Genomic DNA, 19044 nt, shown 5'->3' on the forward strand with positions numbered 1-19044 from the left:
AAACGGCAAGGATACCGAATCGCCGCGGCCCGGACCTGATCTCGCGCAAGCCGGGCGGGTATGCTGTGGGGTATGCGCCCCGCCAGCCACCTCAATCGCACATGCCACGACTGATCTTCTTCTGCGGCCACGCCGGTACCGGCAAGACCAGCCTCGCCCACCGCCTGATCGGCCCGCTGATGCAGGCCACCGGGGAACCCTTCTGCCTGCTCGACAAGGACACGCTGTACGGCCGCTACAGTGCCGCGGCCATGGCCGCCATCACCGGCGACCCCAACGACCGCGACAGCCCGGCCTACCTCGACAACCTGCGCGACCCCGAATACCAGGGCCTGCTCGATACCGCGCGGGAAAACCTGGCGCTGGGCATCAGCGTACTGGTGATCGGCCCGCTGTCGCGCGAGATCCGCGCCCACCTGCTGAACGATCCGGAATGGCTGCAGGTGCCGCAAGCCACCACCGTCCGCATCGTCTGGGTGCATCTGCCTGAGGACGTGGCGCACGCGCGCATCATCCGGCGCGGCAACCCCAACGACGCCTACAAGCTGCAGCACTGGGACGCGTACCGCACGCGGCGCTTCATGCCGACCGCGGACGAATATCCCGAACTGATCTTCTTCAACAACCTGGCCCCGGGCGAGGCCGAAGTCGACAGCCTGCTGCGCGCGCTGAGCGCCTGAACAGCCTGAACATCGCGCGGCTTCAGCCGCGCGCAATCGCGCCGATCGCCGCCGACGCCGCCACGAAGCCGAACACGGCCGTCACCGCCACCGACGAGCCGAAGCCCGCACAGGCCAGCCCCTGCGGCCCGCTTGCAACCGGATGGCCGGCGTGGCCATCGTGCGGCGGCGCCTCGTCGATCTCGCAGGCCTGCTGCTCGGGCTCCGGATACTGCAACGGCTCGTCGGAATAGACCGCGGCAATGCCGAACTTCTTCTTGGGGTCGCGGGTGAAACCCCACTGTTTGCGCAGCCCGGCGCGCACCTTGGACAGCAGCGGGTCCTGGATCGTGCGCGCCAGGTCGTCGATGCGCACGCGCGTGGGATCGAGCTGGCCGCCGGCGCCGCCGCAGGTGATCACCGGCACGCCCTGGCGCCGCGCCCAGCCCAGCATTTCGGTCTTGACGCGCACGGCGTCGATGGCGTCGATCACATAGTCATAGCCGGCGCCGAGCAGCTCGGGCACGTTGTCCGTGGTGACGAAGTCGTCGACCTGCCTCACCCGGCAGCGCGGATTGATGGCGACGATGCGCTCCGCCATGGCCTCGACCTTGGCGCGCCCGTAGGCATCGCCCAGCGCGTGGATCTGCCGGTTGGTGTTGGACAGCGCGATATGGTCGAGGTCGATCAGCGTGATGCGTCCGACCGCATTGCGCGCCAGCGCCTCGGCGGCCCAGCTGCCCACCCCGCCGATGCCGATCACGCACACATGGGCCGCCTCCAGCCGCGCCAGGCCGGCGGCGCCATACAGCCGCGCGACGCCGCCGAAGCGGCGGTGGTAGTCGTCGTCGGCCGGGCTTTCGTGGGTCAGCGGCTCGGGCAGGCCAGGCAGATGACCGGGGAGGTCACCGGGCAAGGGGTGTGCGGCATCGTTCATGCTGAGGGCTCGGAGCGTGGGGGTGAGGCGGCCGCGGCCGGGGACCGCGCCGGCGGAAAAATCCGGCATTATCCGGCGGCGATGTCAGCCAATCCCCGACAAAGACGGGAAGCGCGCAACTATACAATAGACCTGCAGTGGTCCGTTCGCCGCCCCAGGCAAGCCCAGGCAAGCCCAGCCAAGCCTCAGAGGGCCAGCCGGTACCAGCGGACCTGCCCCGCCATAGAGGAGCCCGCCTCATGACCATGCGCCGCAAGGTCGTTCTGTGGAGTGTGCTGACACCGCTCGCGCTGATCGCGCTGCTGGTGGTCCTGTTCCTGACCTTCGACTGGAACCGCGTCAAACCCTGGCTCAACGACAAGGTTTCAGAAGCGATCGGCCGCCCCTTCGCCATCAACGGCGACCTTACCGTGACCTGGCGCCGCGGCGAGGGCGAGACCGGCTGGCATACGCTGGTGCCGTGGCCGCGCCTGTCGGCGCGCGACATCACCATCGCCAATACCGACTGGGGCAGCCAACCCAACCTCGCCACCGTCCGCGAACTGATCTTCGTGTTGCGCCCGATCCCGCTGCTGGCGCACCAGATCGCCGTGCCCACCATCGTGGTCGACAGCCCGGCGGTATGGCTGGAGCGGCTGGCCGATTCGCGCAACAACTGGACGCTCGAGTTCGGCCCCAAGAAGGGCCCCTCGAAATGGGAGCTGGATATCGGCGAGGTAGTGCTGGCGCGCGGCAACCTGGCGTTGTCCGACCAGTTAAAGAAGATCGAGTTGCAGGCCGAGCTCGACACCATCGGCGACAATCCGCTCTATGACAAGGCCCGCGACGGCGCGCTGGTCGGACCGCAGGCGTCCGCCGTGCAGCCCGGGCCGCCCGCCAGCGGCGCGGCGGCATCCGCGCCTTCCCCGCGGTCCGCGTCGGCTCCGTCCGCGTCGGGGCCGCCCGCCTCGGCCACCGCAGGCAACGACCGCTACGGCTTGCGCTGGAAAGCCACCGGCCGCTACAACGACGCCACCATCAACGCCAGCGGCAAGGCAGGCACCGTGCTGAGCCTGCGCAATACCGATGTGCCCTTCCCGTTCCTGGCCGATGTGCGCGTGGGCACCACGCGCGCGCTCATTGAGGGCACCGTTACCAATCCCGCCCACCTGGCCGCGGTCGACGTCCACCTGACGCTGGCCGGCGACAGCATGGCCAGGCTGTACGCGCTCACCGGCGTGGTGCTGCCGTCGACCCCGCCTTATGAAACACGCGGCCGGCTGATGGCCACGCTGCGCAAGGAAGGCTCGATCTACGAGTACCAGAAGTTCACCGGCCGTGTCGGCGGCAGCGACCTGTCCGGCACGCTGACCTTCACCAAGCGCGAGCCGCGCCCGCTGCTGGCCGGCACCCTGCAGTCGAACCAGCTGCGCTTTGCCGACCTGGCGCCGCTGATCGGCGCCGACGCCGAGCCCGGGCGCCCGGCCAAGGACAGTCCGGTGCGGCAACCGCCTGACAAGGCACTGCCGGTGGCGCCGTTCCGCACCGAGCGGTGGGACAAGATCGATGCCGACGTGCACTTTACCGGCAAGCGCATCATCCGCGACGCGGAGCTGCCCATCACCGACCTGGTCACGCACCTGAAGATGCAGGATGGCGTGCTGCTGCTCGATCCGCTCAATTTCGGCATCGCCGGCGGTAACCTGGTGTCGACCATCCGCCTGGACGGCAAGCGGGAGCCGATGGGCGCTGTGGTGGACATGACCGCACGCCACATGAAACTCAAGCAGCTGTTTCCCACCGTCGACCTGATGCGCGCCAGCATCGGTGAACTGAATGGGAGCGCGAAGCTGACGGCCACCGGCAATTCGGTCGGGGCGCTGCTGGGGTCGTCCAACGGCGAGGCCAAGCTGCTGGTGGAGAACGGCACGGTCAGCAAGTTCATCCTGGAAGCGATCGGCCTGAACGTGGGCAGCCTGGTGATCAACAAGCTGTTCGGCGACAGGCCGGTGCAGATCAACTGCGGCGTCAGCGACTTTGCCTTTACCAATGGCATTGCACGCGCGCGCACCTTCGTGCTCGATACCGACGATGCAGTCATCGAGACCACCGGCGGCATCGACCTGCGCAACGAGCGGCTGGCACTGACCATCCACCCTGACTCCAAGGGCCTGCGCGTCTTTTCCCTGCGCTCGCCGCTGTACGTGGGCGGGACCATGAAGAAGCCGAGCGTCAGCCCCGACATCGGCGTGCTGGCGCTGCGTGCCGGCGGCGCGCTGTCGCTGGCGCTGCTGGCGCCGGTCGCCACCGCGGTGCTGCCTTTGGTGGACTTGTCTCCCGGCGGCGACAGCAACAAATGCGCCGCGCTGCTGGCAGACCTGCGCAAGCGCCCGGTCGCGCCGCCACCCGGCAAGACCTACAAGGACCCACAGACAGGCGGCACCGCCGGCATGACCGCCGGCAAGCCGATCCCGCCGGAAACGCCCGGCACCGCTGCACAGGCCGAGGCGCAGGCCGGCCGCCCTGCACGCGCGGAGGGCCCGCTCGAGCGCGAAGCGCCCAAACCATTGCGCCCGAACAACGACGCGGCGCTGTACAAGGGCGGTTGAGCCGACGGGCACCCCGGCGCCTCGCCGGGAGTGTCGCCGCGTGGCGACATGTCTGCAGTTGTCTGAAGCGAAACCGCAACACTTCCGCCGGCTGCGACATCCCGCCGCAGATTGCCGTTGTAACCCGCCCACGTGCGGCGCATAATTAAACGGCCATTTACAAGAAGTTTAAGCATGGCAAGCATCGGATGCGATATGGGCTCGCCCGTTTGCATCCTTCGGAAGGCGCGGCTGCGGCCGCCCTTTGTTTCCGTCTTGTTGCCCGCCTCGACACGGCCGCCGGCCACCCACGAGCGCGGTCCCACGACGCCACTCGCCCGCCCCCATGTCGCTGCCGCACGCCGCCGTCCCGCCGATCACCTGGCTGATCGCGCTGACGGTGTGCAACCACGTGGCATTCAACGCCAGCCGCGTGGTGGTGTCGCTGTTCGCGATTTCCCTCAAGGCTTCCACCGTCACGCTGGGCGTGCTGATGTCGCTGTATGCGCTGCTGCCGATGCTGCTGGCCATCCGCGCCGGCAAGCGCATCGACGAGATCGGCCCGCGCAAGCCGATGACCGCCGGCTCGCAACTGGATGCGCTGTACCTGTCGTGCGCGCTGATCGGCGTGGGCTTCATGCTGGTCCAGGTGGCAATGCAGCTGCTGATCGGCCAGGTCTCGACCAACGAGACGCGGCTGCGCAACTACACCTGGCATGCGCTCGGGCTGTCGGTGTCGGGCACGCTGGGACCGGTGGCGATGGGCTACGTCATCGAGCATGCCGGCTTCCGCCCCGCCTTTGCCGTGCTGGTCGCGGTGGCGCTGGTCGGCCAGGCCGGCCTGCAGTGGGTGCGCCCGCGGCTGCCGGCGCAGGGCGGCAATGCCAGCCGCATCGCCATCGAGGACGGCACCCGCCGTTCCACGCTGGACCTGCTGCAATATCCGGAACTGCGCGCCGTCTTTGTCGCCAGCGCGGTGCTGTCGGCCGCCTGGGACCTGCACGCCTTCCTGATCCCGATCCAGGGCTCGCGCATCGGGCTGTCGCCGTCATCGATCGGCTGGGTGCTGGGCGCCTTTGCCATGGCGACCCTGATCATCCGCGTGGCGATGCCAATCGTGTCGCGCCGCCTGTCGGAGTGGAAGATCATCCGCGCCGCGCTGCTGGTGGGCGCGCTGGCCTACCTGGTCTACCCGTTCGTCACGCATTTCTGGCTGATGTGCGGACTGGCCTTCGTGCTCGGGCTGGCACTGGGCAGCGCGCAGCCCAATGTCATGAACATCCTCCACACGGTGTCGCCGCACGGACGCGCGGGCGAGGCGCTGGGGCTGCGCTCGGCGGTGCTCAACACCAGCCAGGTGGTATGGCCGCTGACCTTCGGCGTGGTCGGCACGGCGCTCGGCATGCTGCCGATCTTCCTGTCGATGGCCGGCGCCATGGGCGCGGCCGGATTCTACTCGCGGCGCCAGGGACGCAGGGCGCTGCCCCCGGCTTGAACCCCGGCGCGCCCTGCCCGCTGTGACGCCGCCCGCACGCATTGCCGACGCGCAAATGCGGCCCGCGAAGCATTCGCTATACTCGAATCAGCCGGACCTGCGCCCTCGCCCCCGGGGCTCGCCGCGCATCCCGACCGATTTTCCGATGATTGCGACATGACTCAACTCGCCGACCTCCGCCGTACCTATGTCCTGGGCTCGCTGTCCGAAACCGACGTGGCCCCCGACCCGATGAGCCAGTTCAAGCGCTGGTTCGACGAGGCGGTCACGGCCAAGCTGCCCGAACCCAATGCCATGACACTGGCTACCGTCGGCGCCGATGGCCAGCCCTCGGCACGCATCGTGCTGCTCAAGGGCATCGACGACCGCGGTTTCACCTTCTTCACCAACTACGAGAGCCGCAAGGGGCTGGATCTGGCGGCAAACCCGCGCGCCGCGCTGCTGTTCCACTGGGTACAGCTGGAGCGCCAGGTGCGCGTGGAAGGCATTGTTGAGAAGGTTGCCGACGACGAAAGCGACGCGTATTTCGCCTCGCGTCCCCTCGGCTCGCGCGTGGGCGCGTGGGCTTCCGAGCAAAGCCGCGAAGTGCCCGGCCGCGACGTGCTGGAGCAGCGCGAGCTGGAATACCGCAGCAAGTTCGGCGACAACCCGCCGCGCCCGCCGCACTGGGGCGGCTACCGGCTGGTGCCGACCGCAATGGAGTTCTGGCAGGGGCGTCCGTCGCGCCTGCATGACCGCATCGTCTATCGCGTCCACCCGGACGGCGCCTGGCAGATCGTGCGCCTGTCGCCCTGACGCGCTGGCCACGGAGGTCCGAACGGGTCTGTCCCGGGGGCTTCCCGAGGGTGCGCTGCACTGCCCGCGGAATTCGACTAAAGTGGGATTGGCGTCGCTTGGTGATTTTTACGCAAGCGCTCGCGACGGACTCGGGTCAAGGCTCGGGGCAGTACCTGCCTTGTCCGGAGGATCGGTCGAGCGCGTGCCGCAACCATCGGGAGGTAAAGCGCATGTTTTTCAAGCAAGCCCTGGAAAAGCAACTCGACAACTGGATCGCTGACCTGCGTGACAATGCCAACCTGCCGGTCTGCTTGCGCCTGTGGAATGGCACCGAATATGCCCTTGGCCATTTCGACACGCCACAGGTCACGCTGACCGTGCGCGAGGCCGCGGCACTGCCGCTGCTGCTGACGCCGAGCCTGGACAACCTGGGCGAGGCCTACGTGCAGGGCAAGATCGATTTTGACGGCAGGCTGGCCGACATCATCAAGGTCGGCTACGGCATGTCGGCGGCCGCCAAGCGGCGGGCCGGCGGCGCGCTGGCCAGGGTGGCGCAGCATTTCTCGCACACCAAGCAGGAAGACAGGGAATCGATCCAGTATCACTACGACGTCTCCAACGACTTCTACAAGCTCTGGCTCGATCCCAACATGGTGTATTCGTGCGCCTATTTCGAGAACGGCGACGAAGACCTGGCCACCGCGCAGTTGAAGAAGATCGACCATATCCTGACCAAGATCCGGCTGCAGCCAGAGCAGACGCTGCTGGACATCGGCTGCGGCTGGGGCGCGCTGGTGCTGCGCGCCGCTCAGAAATACGGGGCGCGCTGCGTGGGCATCACGCTGTCGCAAAACCAGTTCGAGCTGGCCACCGAGCGCGTCAAGGCGGCAGGACTGTCCGACCGCATCGAAATCCGGTTGCAGGATTACCGCGACACCACCGGCACCTTCGACCGCATCACCAGCGTCGGCATGTTCGAGCACGTGGGCAAGGAGAACCTGGCCGGGTATTTTCGCCGCATGCGCGACCTGCTGGCCGATGACGGCTACGCGATGAACCACGGCATCACCTCGCCCGACCCCGACAACGGCCAGACGCCGATGGATGGCGCCGAGTTCATGGACCGCTACGTGTTCCCGCAAGGAGAACTGCCGCACATCGGGCTGGTGCTGAAGACGCTGGAGCAAGGCGGCCTGGAAGCGTTCGACGTGGAACTGCTGCGCCGCCACTACGCGCAGACACTGCGCCACTGGGCCGATAATTTCGAGGCGAAGGGCGAAACCATCCGCGATATGGTTGGCGAGAAGAAGTACCGCATCTGGCGCGTGTACCTGGCCGGCTGCTCGCATGCCTTCGAGACCGACAAGATGTCGATCTACCAGGTGGTCTGCCACAAGGCGGGGATGTCGTCGGGCACGGTGCCGTGGTCGCGCCGCTATATTTATGGGCAGCCCATCGGGCGCAATGACTGAACGATACCGAACCTGAAACCGAAGCGATTGACCGAAGACCTGTTTGGCGGGCTGCCCTTGCCCGCCCCGCACCCAGGCCCCGCCCCTGTGCGAGGCGCGGGCACCAACCCTTCCGCTCCTCCCGCAAAATCCGTCCGTGCCCAGGGCGTGCAACCCGCGACCGTGGACGAGGCACTGCGCGCGCTGTCGGCGCGCCTGCCCGCCAACCTTTACTTCGGCACCTCGTCGTGGGCATACCCAGGCTGGAACAAGCTGGTCTATGACGGCGAGTACGGCGACAGCATGCTGTCGCGCAAGGGGCTGGCCGCGTACTCGCGCCATCCGCTGCTGCGAGCGGCTGGGATCGATCGCGGCTTCTACGGGCCGATCCCGCTGGCGGACTACCTGTCCTACGCGGCGCAAGTGCCGGACGGCTTCCGCTTCGTGGTCAAGGCGCCGGCCAGCGTCTGCGACGCCTGGCTGCGCGGTACGGACGGCGCCGGCCGGCTCGCCAATGCTGCATTCCTGGATGCGGAGATCGCGGTGCGCGATTTCATCGCCCCGGCGACCGCGGGCCTCGGCGGCAAATGCGGGCTGCTGCTGTTCCAGCTGTCGCCGATGGGCAGCCTCGCGGACAGCGGCGTATTCCTGGAGCGGCTCGACGCGTTCCTGAGTGCGCTGCCGCCGCTGGACCCGTCCATCACGCCGCATGCCTGCTATGCCGTCGAGCTGCGCGACCCTGCGCTGCTGACGCCGCGCTATGTCAAGCTGCTGCGCCGCCATGGCGCACGCTTTTGCCTGTCGGCGCGCGACCGGCTGCCGGCGGTGCCGCGCCAGGCCGCGGCGCAGGCCTTGATGGATGAAGCCGGCCCCGGGCCGCTGCTGCTGCGCTGGATGCTGCATGCAGGCCGGCCGTATGCGTACGCCGAGAAGCTGTACTCGCCGTTCGACCGCATTGTCGACGACGATCCCGGCACGCGCGGCGCCATCGCCGACGTCGTGGCGCGCACCCTGCGCGCCGCTGAGCATCGTGCGGCTGGCCGAGGCCATCGCCGCACGGCTGTAGGCGTCGGCTATACCCGCAGCTTGGCGGCGAACTGCTTGCGGAACTTGGCCAGCTTGGGCGAGATCACGAAGGCGCAGTAGCCCTGGCTCGGGTGGTCCTGGAAGTAGTTCTGGTGGCCCTCTTCCGCGCGCCAGTATGGCTGCTCGGGCTCGACCTGGGTGACGATGGGTGCGTCGAAGACCTTGGCCGCGACCAGCTCGCGCATCACGTACTCGGCGACGGCGCGCTGCGCTTCCGAGTGCGTGAAGATCACGGAGCGGTACTGCGGCCCGACGTCGTTGCCCTGCCGGTCCGGCGTGGTCGGGTCGTGGATGGCAAAGAAAATCTCGACAATCTCGCGGAAGGTGATCACGGACGGGTCGAAAGTGACGCGCACCACTTCGGCATGGCCGGTATCGCCTTCGCACACCTGCTGGTAGGTCGGGTGGTCCACATGGCCGCCGGTGTAGCCCGACTCCACCGCGACTACCCCCTTGACCTGCTGGTAGACCGCCTCCAGGCACCAGAAGCACCCGCCGCCCAGCGTGGCCGTATCCAATCGATGTTCCATGTGCGCCGCTCCCTTGCCTGATGTATGACTATGTCTTGGTTGTCCGGTGTCACGGACCTCAAGCATAAGCGCAGACGGGCGCGCGCGCATCGGCCATGCGGCTGGACCGCCGCGTCAGCCGGATTGGCGTTGCGACTCCAGCAGCGCCCGCAGCTGTGGCTTCATCACCTTGCCCAGCGCGCTGCGCGGCAGGTCATCGAGCAGCACCACCTCCCGCGGCAGCTTGAAGCGGGCGATGCGGGCGGCCAGCGCCTCGCGCACCGGTGCCGGGGCCAGCGGCGCGCGGTCGGCGCCCGGCGCCGGCACGATCACCGCCACCGGCACTTCGCCCCAGCGCGCATCGGCCACCCCCACCACGGCACACTCCTGCACGCCGGGCAGGCCGAGCAGCACGTTTTCGATCTCGGCCGGATAGATGTTCTCGCCACCGGAAATGATCATGTCCTTGCTGCGGCCAACCACCTCGATGCAGCCGTCGGCATCGCGGTGGGCCAGGTCGCCGGAGCGGAACCAGCCATCGGGCAGGCCATCGGCGGGCTGGTTCCAGTAACCGGCCATGACGTTGGCGCCCCGCACCCATAATTCGCCGACTTCGCCCTGCGCCACCTCGGCGCCATCGGAACCAGCCAGCCGCACAGTCACCTCCGGCACCGCCCAGCCGGCATAGCCGGCCCGCGCCATGGCGTCTTCCAGCTTCAGCACCACCGACACCGGTCCGGTCTCGGTTGCGCCATAGACCTGGCCGAGCGGCACGCCACGCGCGTGGAACGCGTCGATATACGACCGGGGGATCGTCGAGGAGCCGGCCATCACGCCGCGCAGCGGCGACAGGTCGGCGCCGTCCCAGCCGGGATGCTCCAGCACCGCGCGCAACGTGGCCGGCACCATCAGCGACAGGCTCGGGCGCGCTTGCGCGACCGACGCCAGCCACGCGCCGGGCGCGAAGCGGTCATGCAGCGTCACCTGCGCACCGGCCAGCAGCGCCGGCAGCGTCTGGATGCACAGGCCGCCGACATGGAAGGCCGGCAGCACCGACAGCACGTGGTCGTCCCGCGTCATGCCGTGCGCCCACCAGCTGGCGCGCGCATTGGCCAGCAGCCCGGCCTGCGTATGCACCGCGCCCTTGGGCTTGCCGGTGGTGCCCGAGGTATAGGCCAGCAGCAGCGGCGCGTCGCCGGCAACGCGCGGGAAGCTGGCGACGGCCGGCGCCGGGTGGTCGATGATCCGTTCCAGATGCGCCAGCCGGCACTGGCTGTCGGCTGCGTCCAGCGCCAGCGCGGCATGCGCGTCATCGTGGAACAGCAGCGCCAGCCGCGCATGGCCGGCGATGGTTTGCAGCTCTGCCGCGGCGAGCCGGTAGTTCAGCGGCACGAACATTGCCCCGACCCGCGCGCAGGCGAACAGCAGCACCAGCTGCAATTCATGGTTCAGGCACAGTGTGCCGACACGGTCGCCAGCGCGGATGCCCCATGTCGCCGCCAGATGGGCGCTGGCGCGTTCCACGCGGCGCCACAGCTTGCCGTAGCTGAAGGTGCGGCCGAGGTAATGCAGCGCGGGCCGCTGCGGCGCCGCTTCGGCGCGCGCCCACAGCATGGCCGGCAACGCGCCGAGTCCGGCGGCACCGGGACGCGAGGGCCCAACGCGGGTGCCGTTCATTCGTCGCGCTCGCCGGATTCGTACAGCGTTTCGCGGCCCATGCGGTCCAGGATCAGCTCGGCGGTCCACGGCAGCATCAGCGCGCCGCAGCGCGAATCGCGGTACAGGCGTTCCAGCGGCAGGTCCTTGAGCATCGACTGCCCGCCGCAGGTACGGATCGCCAGCCGCGCGATGTCGTTGGCACCTTCCATCACGGTGTAGTGCGCGGCGTACAGGCGCAGGCGCTCGTCCTTGGACGGGTTGGGCCTGGCCTCATGGATCACGCGCCAGAAGATCGAGCGCATGTTCTCCAGCTGGATGCGCATCTGCGCCACCGCGATCTGCTTGGTCGGGTACATGCGGCGCCTGACCGGCGGCTGGCCCGGCACCTCGCCGCGCAGGTACTGCACGGTGAAGTCGTAGGCGGCCTGCGCCACGCCCAGGTAAGTCGGCGACAGCGTGAAGAACATGGCCGGCCAGGTCTGCGCGGCGCGGTAGTAGACCCCGCGCGGCATCAGTTGCTCCTGGTCGGGCACGAACACGTCCTTGAGCAGCAGCGTGCGCGAGACCGTGCCGCGCATGCCCATCGGGTCCCATTCGCCGGTGACGGTGAGGCCGTCGGCCTTGCCCGGCACGGCGATATAGAGGGTATCGCGCATGTCGGGATGCTGGTCGCCGCGGTCCTCGGTGCAGAGGATGCCGTAGTAGTCGGCGGCGCCAGACAGCGAGGCGAAGATCTTGCGGCCGTTCAGCACCCAGCCGCCTTCGACCTTGCGCGCGGTAGTGCCGAACGGCGCCTTGCCGGCGGCCGCGGCCGAGCCTTCGGAGAACGGCTGCGCGTAGACCGCGCCGTCGCGCACCACGCGCGCGAAATGCAGGGCGCGGCGGGCCTCGTGCTCGGCGCGCTGTCCGGGCGTCATCTCGATGCCATCGGACAGCGTGCCGGTCCACATGGTCGAGCAGATATGCATGTTGTACGTGAGCGCCGTCGCGCCGCAGAAGCGGCCGATCTCGGCGCCCACCATGCAATAGGTGGCGAAGTCCGCGCCTTCGCCACCGAAGGCTTCCGGCACGCAAAGCGCGAGCAGGCCGGCTTCGCGCAGGTCGTCGTAGTTGGCGAAGGGAAAGCTGGCCTCGCGGTCCCAGGTGGCGGCGCGCGCGGCGAAGCGTTCGCGACCCAGGCGGTTGGCCAGCGCCAGCAGGCGCGCCTGGCGCGGGGTGAAATCCGCCGTACCGACGGCAGGAATGAAATCGAGCTGGCCGGATGGCATGTCGCGGTCTCCTTGGCGCCGGTCGATATTGACCTGCGCCGTTGATCTGGTTTTCAGGTATTTCGGGACCGGCGCGCGCGTCAGCGCACCGGGAAATGCCGCTGGAGGAAATCGAGTACCGGAGTGTTGAAGGCCGCCGGCCGCTCCATGCAGGCCAGGTGGCCGACATCGGGCAGGCAGTGGTATTCGGCGCCGGGGATGCGCTGCGCCATGCGCTGCATCACTTCGGGCGAGGCGTTGGTGTCGTGCTGGCCGGCCAGCGCCAGCACCGGCACGGCGATGCGCGGCAGCGCGTCGCGCTGGTTGAAGCGCACCAGCGCACCCAGCGCGGCGCGGTAGGCAGGCGCGGGCACGGCGGCCATCACTGCGGTGGCGAAGGCCACGGCGGGTCCGTCGGCATCCGGCGCCACCATCGTGCGCACCAGCCCTGCCGCCATCTCGGCCATGCTCTTGCCGGCGTCGAGCGGCGCGGTGCGCGCGGCGACGAACTCGCGCTGCCACGGCCCGTCGCCCTTGCCGAATGCGGGCGAGGTGCCGGACAGCAGCATGCCGTCGACCAGTGCCGGCGTGGCGGCATACGCCTGCTGCGCCACCATGCCGCCCATGCTGTGGCCGAGCAGCACCACGCGCCGGCCGGCATCGCGCTCGGCCTGCAACAGCGGCGCCAGCGCGCGGGCCAGGCCGTCGAAGTCGTAAGGATCGATCATGGCGCTGTCGCCATAGCCGGGCATGTCCCACGCCAGCGCGCGGTAGCCCGCCTGCGCCAGCGCTTCGCCCTGCGCCGGCCACGCGGCCTTACCGCCGCCGATGCCGTGCAGCATCACCACTGCCACCGGGCCGTCGCCCCACTCCAGCGTGGCGATGCCATTGGGGTGCTTATGGAGGGCGGGCACGCTCATGCCGGCACCTCCGCCAGCTGGCCTGCCTCGACTTCATTGCGGCCGTCTAGCGAGACCGTGCAGTTGCGCAGCGGCAGGTCGAAATGGCCCAGCGTATGGCGGCCCGCCACCTCGTTGGCGCCCGTGGAGAACAGGAAGTTGCCGCCGAACGCGCGCAGTTCGGTGCCGTTGCAGTCGCGCTTGTCGTAGAAGGCCAGCGCGTCCCAGCGCGCCGCCCGGTTCAGGCCCCAGCCGACGTGCGAGACCGCGTAGGCGTCGCGCGTACCCTCGCGATCGGCCCAGGCCTGGTAATAGCCGCGCATCATGTCGGCGTCGACGCCTTGTCCTTCGACGCCGACGATGTAGTCGTCCTCGATATGGCAGACCACGGTGTCGCGCAGGTAAGTCTTGAAGGTCAGGTTGACGTCGCCCGGTGCCAGCACCAGCGTGCCGTTGACCTGCCGGCTGGCCGGGAACGCCAGGCACAAACCGCCCGGCCAGTGCGAGACCTGCCCGGGCTTGTTGCAGAAGCCCCAGACGCCGCCCACGCGGGCATCGGCAAGGCCGATGCGCAGCTCGGTGCCGGCGGCCGAGTGCACGCGCATTTCCCTGGCGCCGCGCAGGCGCTTCATCGCCGCGCGCACGGTGCCTTCCAGCGCCGGGTCGGGCTGGCAGCGCTCCAGGATCTCCGGGTGTTCGTTGCTGACCATCAGCATGCGCGGCACCACGCCGTCCGCGCCGCGCAGGATCAGCGGCAGCTCGGGCGCGTGCAGCAGGCCTTCGACGGTGCAGTCCAGCACGAGGTGGCAGCGGGACAACGCGGCCACGACCGGGGCGAGATTCTGCAGCGCGTCGCTGGCGCCGGTCGAGCGCACCGGAGCCGGCGCGCTGAGTGCAGGCGTCGGCACCTGGATCCGCACTGGCGTGGCACCCAGCGACTGCACCGCCAACTCGGCCAAGGCCACGTTGACAGGGCGGGATTGCGACTCCGTTACAATTCCAACGACTTCCGCGCCCTGCAGGGCACAGAGTTCCAGGGTGCGCCGGAACGCCGCCAGCCAGCGGTGTTCGATCTGCTCGATGAGCATGTCTTGTCTCCTGCTTGTTATCGTGGCGGCATGCGCCGCACTCTTTTTTGCGCCTCGACCGGCACCGCTGCAGGGCGGCTTGCCAGCGGACTTGGTTGAAGTCCCTGGCGCGAATAATATATATGAAATTTCATGAACTCCAGTGGAGCCCCCATGGGCATGCCTGAGGCCCAGCCACGGATCGCCAACATTGCCGCCGCACCGGACTTCGATGCGCAGCATTTCCGTCGCACGCTGTCGCAGTTCGCGACCGGCGTGACGGTGATCACAACGCGCGCCAGCGCCGAATCGGTCGCGGCCGGCGCCCCGCCGTTCATCGGCATCACCGCCAGTTCGTTCAACTCGGTGTCGCTGGATCCGCCGCTGGTGCTGTGGAGCATGGCCACGCGCGCCAACAGCCTGCCGATGTTCCGCGACGGCACCCACTACATCATCAATGTGCTGTCGGCATCGCAACTGGACCTGTGCCAGCGCTTCGCCACGCTGAAGGGGGACCGCTTCGCGGGCGTCGACTACCGGCTGTCGGCCACCGGCCTGCCGATCCTGGCCAACGCGCTGGCGTGGTTCGAATGCCATAACCGCAGCCGCTACGACGAGGGCGACCATGTGATCTTCGTCGGCGAAGTAGAGCGCTGCGGCGTGCTCGAAGGCCCGGACGGACCGCTGGTGTTCCAGGGCGGCCAGTTTTCCACCACCACCCCGATCGAGCCCTGAGCGAGCGCGGCTCCATCATGGCGGACCAGCCTTTCGTCGACGGCTACCTGGCCTACCTGCTGGCCCGCGCCAGCCACCTGATTTCCGGCGAATTCCACCGCGAGGTCGAAGCCCGCGGCCTGTCCGTGCCGGAATGGCGCGTGCTGGCGACGCTTGCCGACCGCGCCGACTGCACCATCGGCGCGCTGGCCGAAATCACGCTGACCAAGCAGCCCACGCTGACCAAGCTGGTCGACCGCATGGCCGCCGAGGGGCTGGTCAAGCGCACCGCCGGCACCACCGACCGCCGCCATGCGCTGATCTCGATCACGCCGCACGGGCTGGCGCTGGCCCGGCCGCTGCTGGAGCGCGCCGCGCAGCATGAGCGCGCGGTGCTGAACGATTTTGGCCCCGAGCAAGGGGCGCAGCTCAAGGAAACGCTGCGGCAGCTGATCGCGCTGCACACGCAGAGCTAGGCGCCTTCCCCTGCCGCCTTCAGGATTGCTAGCGGCGAGCTGTCGGTCTTGATCCGCTGCAGCACGATGTTCGAGCGGATATCCATCACGCCCTTGGTGCGGTACAGCCGGTTCACGATGAAATCCGAGTAGTGCTTCAGGTTGCGCGCCTGCACGCGCAGGATGTAGTTGCTGTCGCCGGTGATGATGTAGGCCGACAGCACTTCGGGCCAGGACTGCACCGCGGCGATAAAGGTGTCGTGCCAGCCCTCCACGTCATGGCGCATCGACACCTGCACGATGGCCTCCAGCTCCAGCCCGAGCTGCTCGGCATCGAACCAGGCGCGGTAGCCGCCGATCACCCCTGACTCTTCCAGCAGCCGCACGCGGCGCAGGCATGCCGAAGGCGACAGCGCCACCCGGTCGGCCAGGTCCTGGTTGCTGATGCGGCCATTCTCCTGCAGGCACGCGAGGATGCGCAGATCGATGGGATCGAGGGTCATTCGAATTTCCTGCGACGAAAAGTATGATATTCGAATTTTATGCGAAAGATGGCGTGCCAGACCGCTCATTTCGCAAGCCTCTTCCCGGGGAATTTGTCTAATATGCCGACATCGAGGCAGACAAAAGACGGCACCGCCGCCCCATTCCATGACCGCCCCCAGACAAGACCCGCGCCGGCTGTGGGACATCAGCCCGCCGCTGTCCCCGGCCACCCCGGTGTGGCCCGGCGACACGCCGTTCCAGCAAGCGCCCGCGTGGCAGATGGACGAACACTGCCCGGTGAATGTCGGGCGCATCACGCTGTCGCCGCACACCGGAGCCCACGCTGACGCGCCGCTGCACTATGCGGCCGATGGCGCACCGATCGGCGACGTGCCGCTTTCGCCCTACCTCGGCATTTGCCGGGTGATCCACTGCATCGGCGCAGCGCCGGTGGTGGAGCCGCGCCATGTCGAGCACGCGCTGCAGGACTTGCCGCCGCGCGTGCTGCTGCGCACCTACCGGCAGGCGCCGCTGGCGCAATGGGACCCGGCATTCTGCGCCGTCGCCGCCGACACCGTCGCGCTGCTCGCATCGCACCGCGTGCAGCTGGTCGGAATCGACACCCCTTCTCTCGATCCGCAGGAATCCAAGACCATGGACGCGCACCGCGCCGTGCGCCGGCATGGGCTGGCGATCCTGGAAGGCATCGTGCTGGACGACGTCGCCGAAGGCGACTACGAACTGATCGCGCTGCCGCTGCGCTTTGCCGGGCTCGATGCCAGCCCGGTGCGCGCCGTGCTGCGCAGCCTGGACTGAACGCCTCAAAATTTCACGCATACCCACCATCAAGACATGACGACCATTGACCGCGAGCACTGTCTGCAGCTCGACCAGCAAGACCCGCTGCGCCCCCTGCGCGAGCAGTTCGCCCTGCCCGAGGGCGTGATCTATCTCGACGGCAATTCGCTCGGCGCCCGCCCGCGCGCGGCCGCCGCGCGCGCTGCCCAGGTCGTTGCCGAGGAATGGGGCGACGGCCTGATCCGCAGCTGGAACACCGCCGGCTGGTTCGAACTGCCGCAGCGGCTGGGCAACAAGCTCGCCCCGCTGGTCGGCGCCGGCGAGAATGAAGTGGTGGTGACCGACACCACCTCGATCAACCTGTTCAAGGTGCTGGCCGCCGCGCTGCGCGTGCAGCAGACGCGCGATCCGGCGCGCAAGGTGATCGTCTCCGAATCCAGCAACTTCCCGACCGACCTCTATATCGCCCAGGGCCTGGCCGACCTGCTGCAGCAGGGCTATTCGCTGCGACTGGTCGACTCGCCGGCCGAGATCGACGCCGCCGTCGGCGCCGATACCGCGGTACTGATGCTGACGCACGTCAACTACAAGAGCGGCGAGATGCTCGACATGGCCGCGCTGACCGAACTCGCCCATGCCCGCGGCGCGCTGACCGTGTGGGACCTGTGCCACTCCGCCGGCGCGGTACCGGTCAACCTGAAGGCATCCGGCGCCGACTACGCCATTGGCTGCACCTACAAGTACCTGAACGGGGGCCCGGGCTCGCCCGCGTTCGTGTGGGTCGCGCCGGCGCTGCGCGATGCGTTCTGGCAGCCGCTGTCGGGCTGGTGGGGCCATGCCGCGCCGTTCGCGATGGAGCCGCAGTACCGCCCGGTGGAAGGCGTGCGCCGCTTCCTGTGCGGCACGCAGCCGGTCACGTCGCTGGCGATGGTCGAGTGCGGGCTGGACATTTATGCCCAGACCAGCATGCAAGTGCTGCGCGCCAAGTCGCTGCTCTTGACCGACCTCTTTATCGAACTGGTGGAAGCACGCTGCGGCCAGCATCCGCTCACGCTGGTCACGCCGCGCGAGCACGCGCGCCGCGGCAGCCAGGTGAGCTGGGAGCATCCTGAAGGCTATGCCGTGGTGCAGGCCCTGATCGAGCGCGGCGTCATCGGCGACTACCGCGAGCCACGCATCGCGCGCTTCGGCTTCACGCCGCTGTACACCAGCTTTACCGAAGTCTGGGATGCGGTGGAGATCCTGCGCGATGTGCTGGACAGCGGCATGTATCGCGATGCGCGCTTCCAGGTGCGCGGCCAGGTGACCTGATCGGGAGTTCCATCATGAGTGAAATCAAGGGATGCCCCTTCTCGGGCACGGCGAGCGCATCGCAAACGGCATCGCAGGGCGATGGCTGGCATGGCGCGCAGATGGACTTCGCCAAGGACATGAGCTATGGCGACTATCTGGGCCTGGACCAGATCCTGAGCGCGCAGCACCCGCTGTCGCCGGACCACAACGAGATGCTGTTTATCGTGCAGCACCAGACCAGCGAGCTGTGGATGAAGCTGATGCTGCATGAGCTGCGCGCGGCGCGCGAATCGGTCAAGACCGACAGCTTGCCGCCAGCATTCAAGATGCTGACGCGCGTGTCGCGGATCATGGACCAGCTGGTGCAGGCGTGGAACGTGCTGGCGACGATGACGCCGCCGGAGTATTCGGCGATGCGGCCTTACCTGGGGATGTCGTCTGGCTTCCAGTCGTACCAGTATCGGGAAATCGAATTCATCCTCGGCAACAAGAATGCGGCCATGCTGAAGCCGCATGCGCATCGGGCCGAGCATCTGGCGCTGGTGGAGACCGCATTGAAGACGCCATCTCTTTACGATGAAGCGATCCGGCTGATGGCGCGGCGCGGGTTTGCCATCGATGCGGAATGCGTCGAGCGCGACTGGACCCAGCCTACCGCCTACAACGCTTCGGTCGAGGCGGCCTGGCTGGAGGTCTATCGCAATCCTTCCGCGCATTGGGAGCTGTATGAACTTGGCGAGAAGTTCGTCGACCTGGAGGATTCGTTCCGGCAATGGCGGTTCCGGCATGTGACTACGGTTGAACGCGTGATCGGGTTCAAGCGTGGCACCGGCGGCACCGAGGGTGTCAGCTATTTGCGCAAGATGCTGGATGTGGTGCTGTTTCCGGAGCTTTGGAAGCTCAGGACGGATCTTTGATCCCTGGTGCCCCGCATTCCGGGATTGC

Annotated in this window: 18 protein-coding genes; 11 read left to right on the top strand and 7 right to left on the bottom strand. The window is 68.2% G+C overall.

Annotated features, from left to right (window positions below; translation table 11 throughout):
* The first annotated feature begins 101 nt into the window (after positions 1-101).
* Complete coding sequence (locus VSR71_RS02445) at positions 102-680, top strand: ATP-binding protein (protein ID WP_342912342.1); 579 nt, start codon at positions 102-104, stop codon at positions 678-680.
* Between the two features lie 22 nt (positions 681-702).
* Here the strand turns inward: VSR71_RS02445 and tcdA are convergent, their stop codons facing one another.
* Positions 703-1596, bottom strand: a complete 894-nt coding sequence (tcdA, locus tag VSR71_RS02450; protein ID WP_342912343.1) for a tRNA cyclic N6-threonylcarbamoyladenosine(37) synthase TcdA — start codon at positions 1594-1596, stop codon at positions 703-705.
* Between the two features lie 239 nt (positions 1597-1835).
* On the opposite strand from tcdA, the gene VSR71_RS02455 reads away from it, so the two are divergent.
* The 5 genes from VSR71_RS02455 (at position 1836) to VSR71_RS02475 (ending at position 9032) form a co-directional block, all read left to right on the top strand.
* Positions 1836-4184, top strand: coding sequence for an AsmA family protein (locus tag VSR71_RS02455; RefSeq protein WP_342912344.1), 2349 nt, complete (start codon positions 1836-1838; stop codon positions 4182-4184).
* A gap of 325 nt (positions 4185-4509) precedes the next feature.
* Positions 4510-5658 (top strand): MFS transporter, encoded by a 1149-nt coding sequence (locus VSR71_RS02460; RefSeq protein ID WP_342912345.1) that lies wholly within the window; start codon positions 4510-4512, stop codon positions 5656-5658.
* Between the two features lie 156 nt (positions 5659-5814).
* The gene (pdxH, locus tag VSR71_RS02465) at positions 5815-6453 is read left to right on the top strand and encodes a pyridoxamine 5'-phosphate oxidase (RefSeq protein WP_342912346.1); all 639 of its coding nucleotides are present in this window, start codon (positions 5815-5817) and stop codon (positions 6451-6453) included.
* A 212-nt stretch (positions 6454-6665) separates the two neighbouring features.
* The gene (locus tag VSR71_RS02470) at positions 6666-7907 is read left to right on the top strand and encodes a cyclopropane-fatty-acyl-phospholipid synthase family protein (protein WP_342912347.1); all 1242 of its coding nucleotides are present in this window, start codon (positions 6666-6668) and stop codon (positions 7905-7907) included.
* Between the two features lie 147 nt (positions 7908-8054).
* A complete protein-coding gene (locus VSR71_RS02475; RefSeq protein WP_428979334.1) occupies positions 8055-9032 on the top strand; it encodes a DUF72 domain-containing protein in 978 nt (325 codons plus the stop codon).
* Here VSR71_RS02475 and msrA read toward each other — a convergent pair.
* From msrA to VSR71_RS02500, 5 genes are all read right to left on the bottom strand, one after another.
* On the bottom strand, positions 8960-9502 hold the full coding sequence (msrA, locus tag VSR71_RS02480) for a peptide-methionine (S)-S-oxide reductase MsrA (protein ID WP_342912348.1): 543 nt from the start codon (positions 9500-9502) through the stop codon (positions 8960-8962). The two genes, VSR71_RS02475 and msrA, sit on opposite strands and share 73 nt — an antisense overlap.
* 114 nt (positions 9503-9616) lie before the next feature.
* Entirely contained in the window at positions 9617-11158 is a 1542-nt protein-coding gene (locus tag VSR71_RS02485) for a class I adenylate-forming enzyme family protein (protein ID WP_342912349.1), read from the bottom strand.
* On the bottom strand, positions 11155-12408 hold the full coding sequence (locus tag VSR71_RS02490) for an acyl-CoA dehydrogenase family protein (RefSeq protein ID WP_342912350.1): 1254 nt from the start codon (positions 12406-12408) through the stop codon (positions 11155-11157). Before VSR71_RS02490 ends, VSR71_RS02485 begins: the two co-directional genes overlap by 4 nt.
* Before the next feature lie 80 nt (positions 12409-12488).
* Positions 12489-13307 (bottom strand): alpha/beta hydrolase, encoded by an 819-nt coding sequence (locus tag VSR71_RS02495; RefSeq protein WP_342912351.1) that lies wholly within the window; start codon positions 13305-13307, stop codon positions 12489-12491.
* Positions 13304-14374 carry a peptidase M29 gene (locus VSR71_RS02500; protein ID WP_342912352.1) on the bottom strand — a complete coding sequence of 357 codons (1071 nt, stop codon included), beginning with the start codon at positions 14372-14374 and terminating at the stop codon, positions 13304-13306. The genes VSR71_RS02495 and VSR71_RS02500 overlap by 4 nt, the downstream gene beginning before the upstream one ends.
* 153 nt (positions 14375-14527) lie before the next feature.
* Between VSR71_RS02500 and VSR71_RS02505 the strand changes: the two genes are divergently transcribed.
* Together VSR71_RS02505 and VSR71_RS02510 are read left to right on the top strand one after the other, a co-directional pair.
* A complete protein-coding gene (locus VSR71_RS02505; RefSeq protein ID WP_342912353.1) occupies positions 14528-15088 on the top strand; it encodes a flavin reductase family protein in 561 nt (186 codons plus the stop codon).
* A 17-nt stretch (positions 15089-15105) separates the two neighbouring features.
* A complete protein-coding gene (locus VSR71_RS02510; RefSeq protein ID WP_342912354.1) occupies positions 15106-15543 on the top strand; it encodes a MarR family winged helix-turn-helix transcriptional regulator in 438 nt (145 codons plus the stop codon).
* Here the strand turns inward: VSR71_RS02510 and VSR71_RS02515 are convergent.
* Positions 15540-16025 carry an Lrp/AsnC family transcriptional regulator gene (locus VSR71_RS02515; RefSeq protein ID WP_342912355.1) on the bottom strand — a complete coding sequence of 162 codons (486 nt, stop codon included), beginning with the start codon at positions 16023-16025 and terminating at the stop codon, positions 15540-15542. The genes VSR71_RS02510 and VSR71_RS02515 overlap by 4 nt on opposite strands.
* A gap of 148 nt (positions 16026-16173) precedes the next feature.
* Here VSR71_RS02515 and kynB point away from each other — a divergent pair, with 148 nt between their 5' ends.
* Genes kynB through kynA form a run of 3 tightly spaced genes read left to right on the top strand, consistent with a single transcriptional unit; the run spans position 16174 to position 19016 of the window.
* The gene (gene kynB, locus VSR71_RS02520) at positions 16174-16824 is read left to right on the top strand and encodes an arylformamidase (RefSeq protein WP_342912356.1); all 651 of its coding nucleotides are present in this window, start codon (positions 16174-16176) and stop codon (positions 16822-16824) included.
* A 36-nt stretch (positions 16825-16860) separates the two neighbouring features.
* On the top strand, positions 16861-18117 hold the full coding sequence (kynU, locus tag VSR71_RS02525; RefSeq protein ID WP_342912357.1) for a kynureninase: 1257 nt from the start codon (positions 16861-16863) through the stop codon (positions 18115-18117).
* 14 nt (positions 18118-18131) lie between these two features.
* Entirely contained in the window at positions 18132-19016 is an 885-nt protein-coding gene (gene kynA / locus VSR71_RS02530) for a tryptophan 2,3-dioxygenase (protein ID WP_342912358.1), read from the top strand.
* The last annotated feature ends 28 nt before the right edge of the window (positions 19017-19044 follow it).

Origin of the sequence: Cupriavidus oxalaticus, assembly GCF_038900635.1 — a bacterium.
Classification (GTDB): Bacteria; Pseudomonadota; Gammaproteobacteria; order Burkholderiales; family Burkholderiaceae; genus Cupriavidus; species Cupriavidus oxalaticus_B.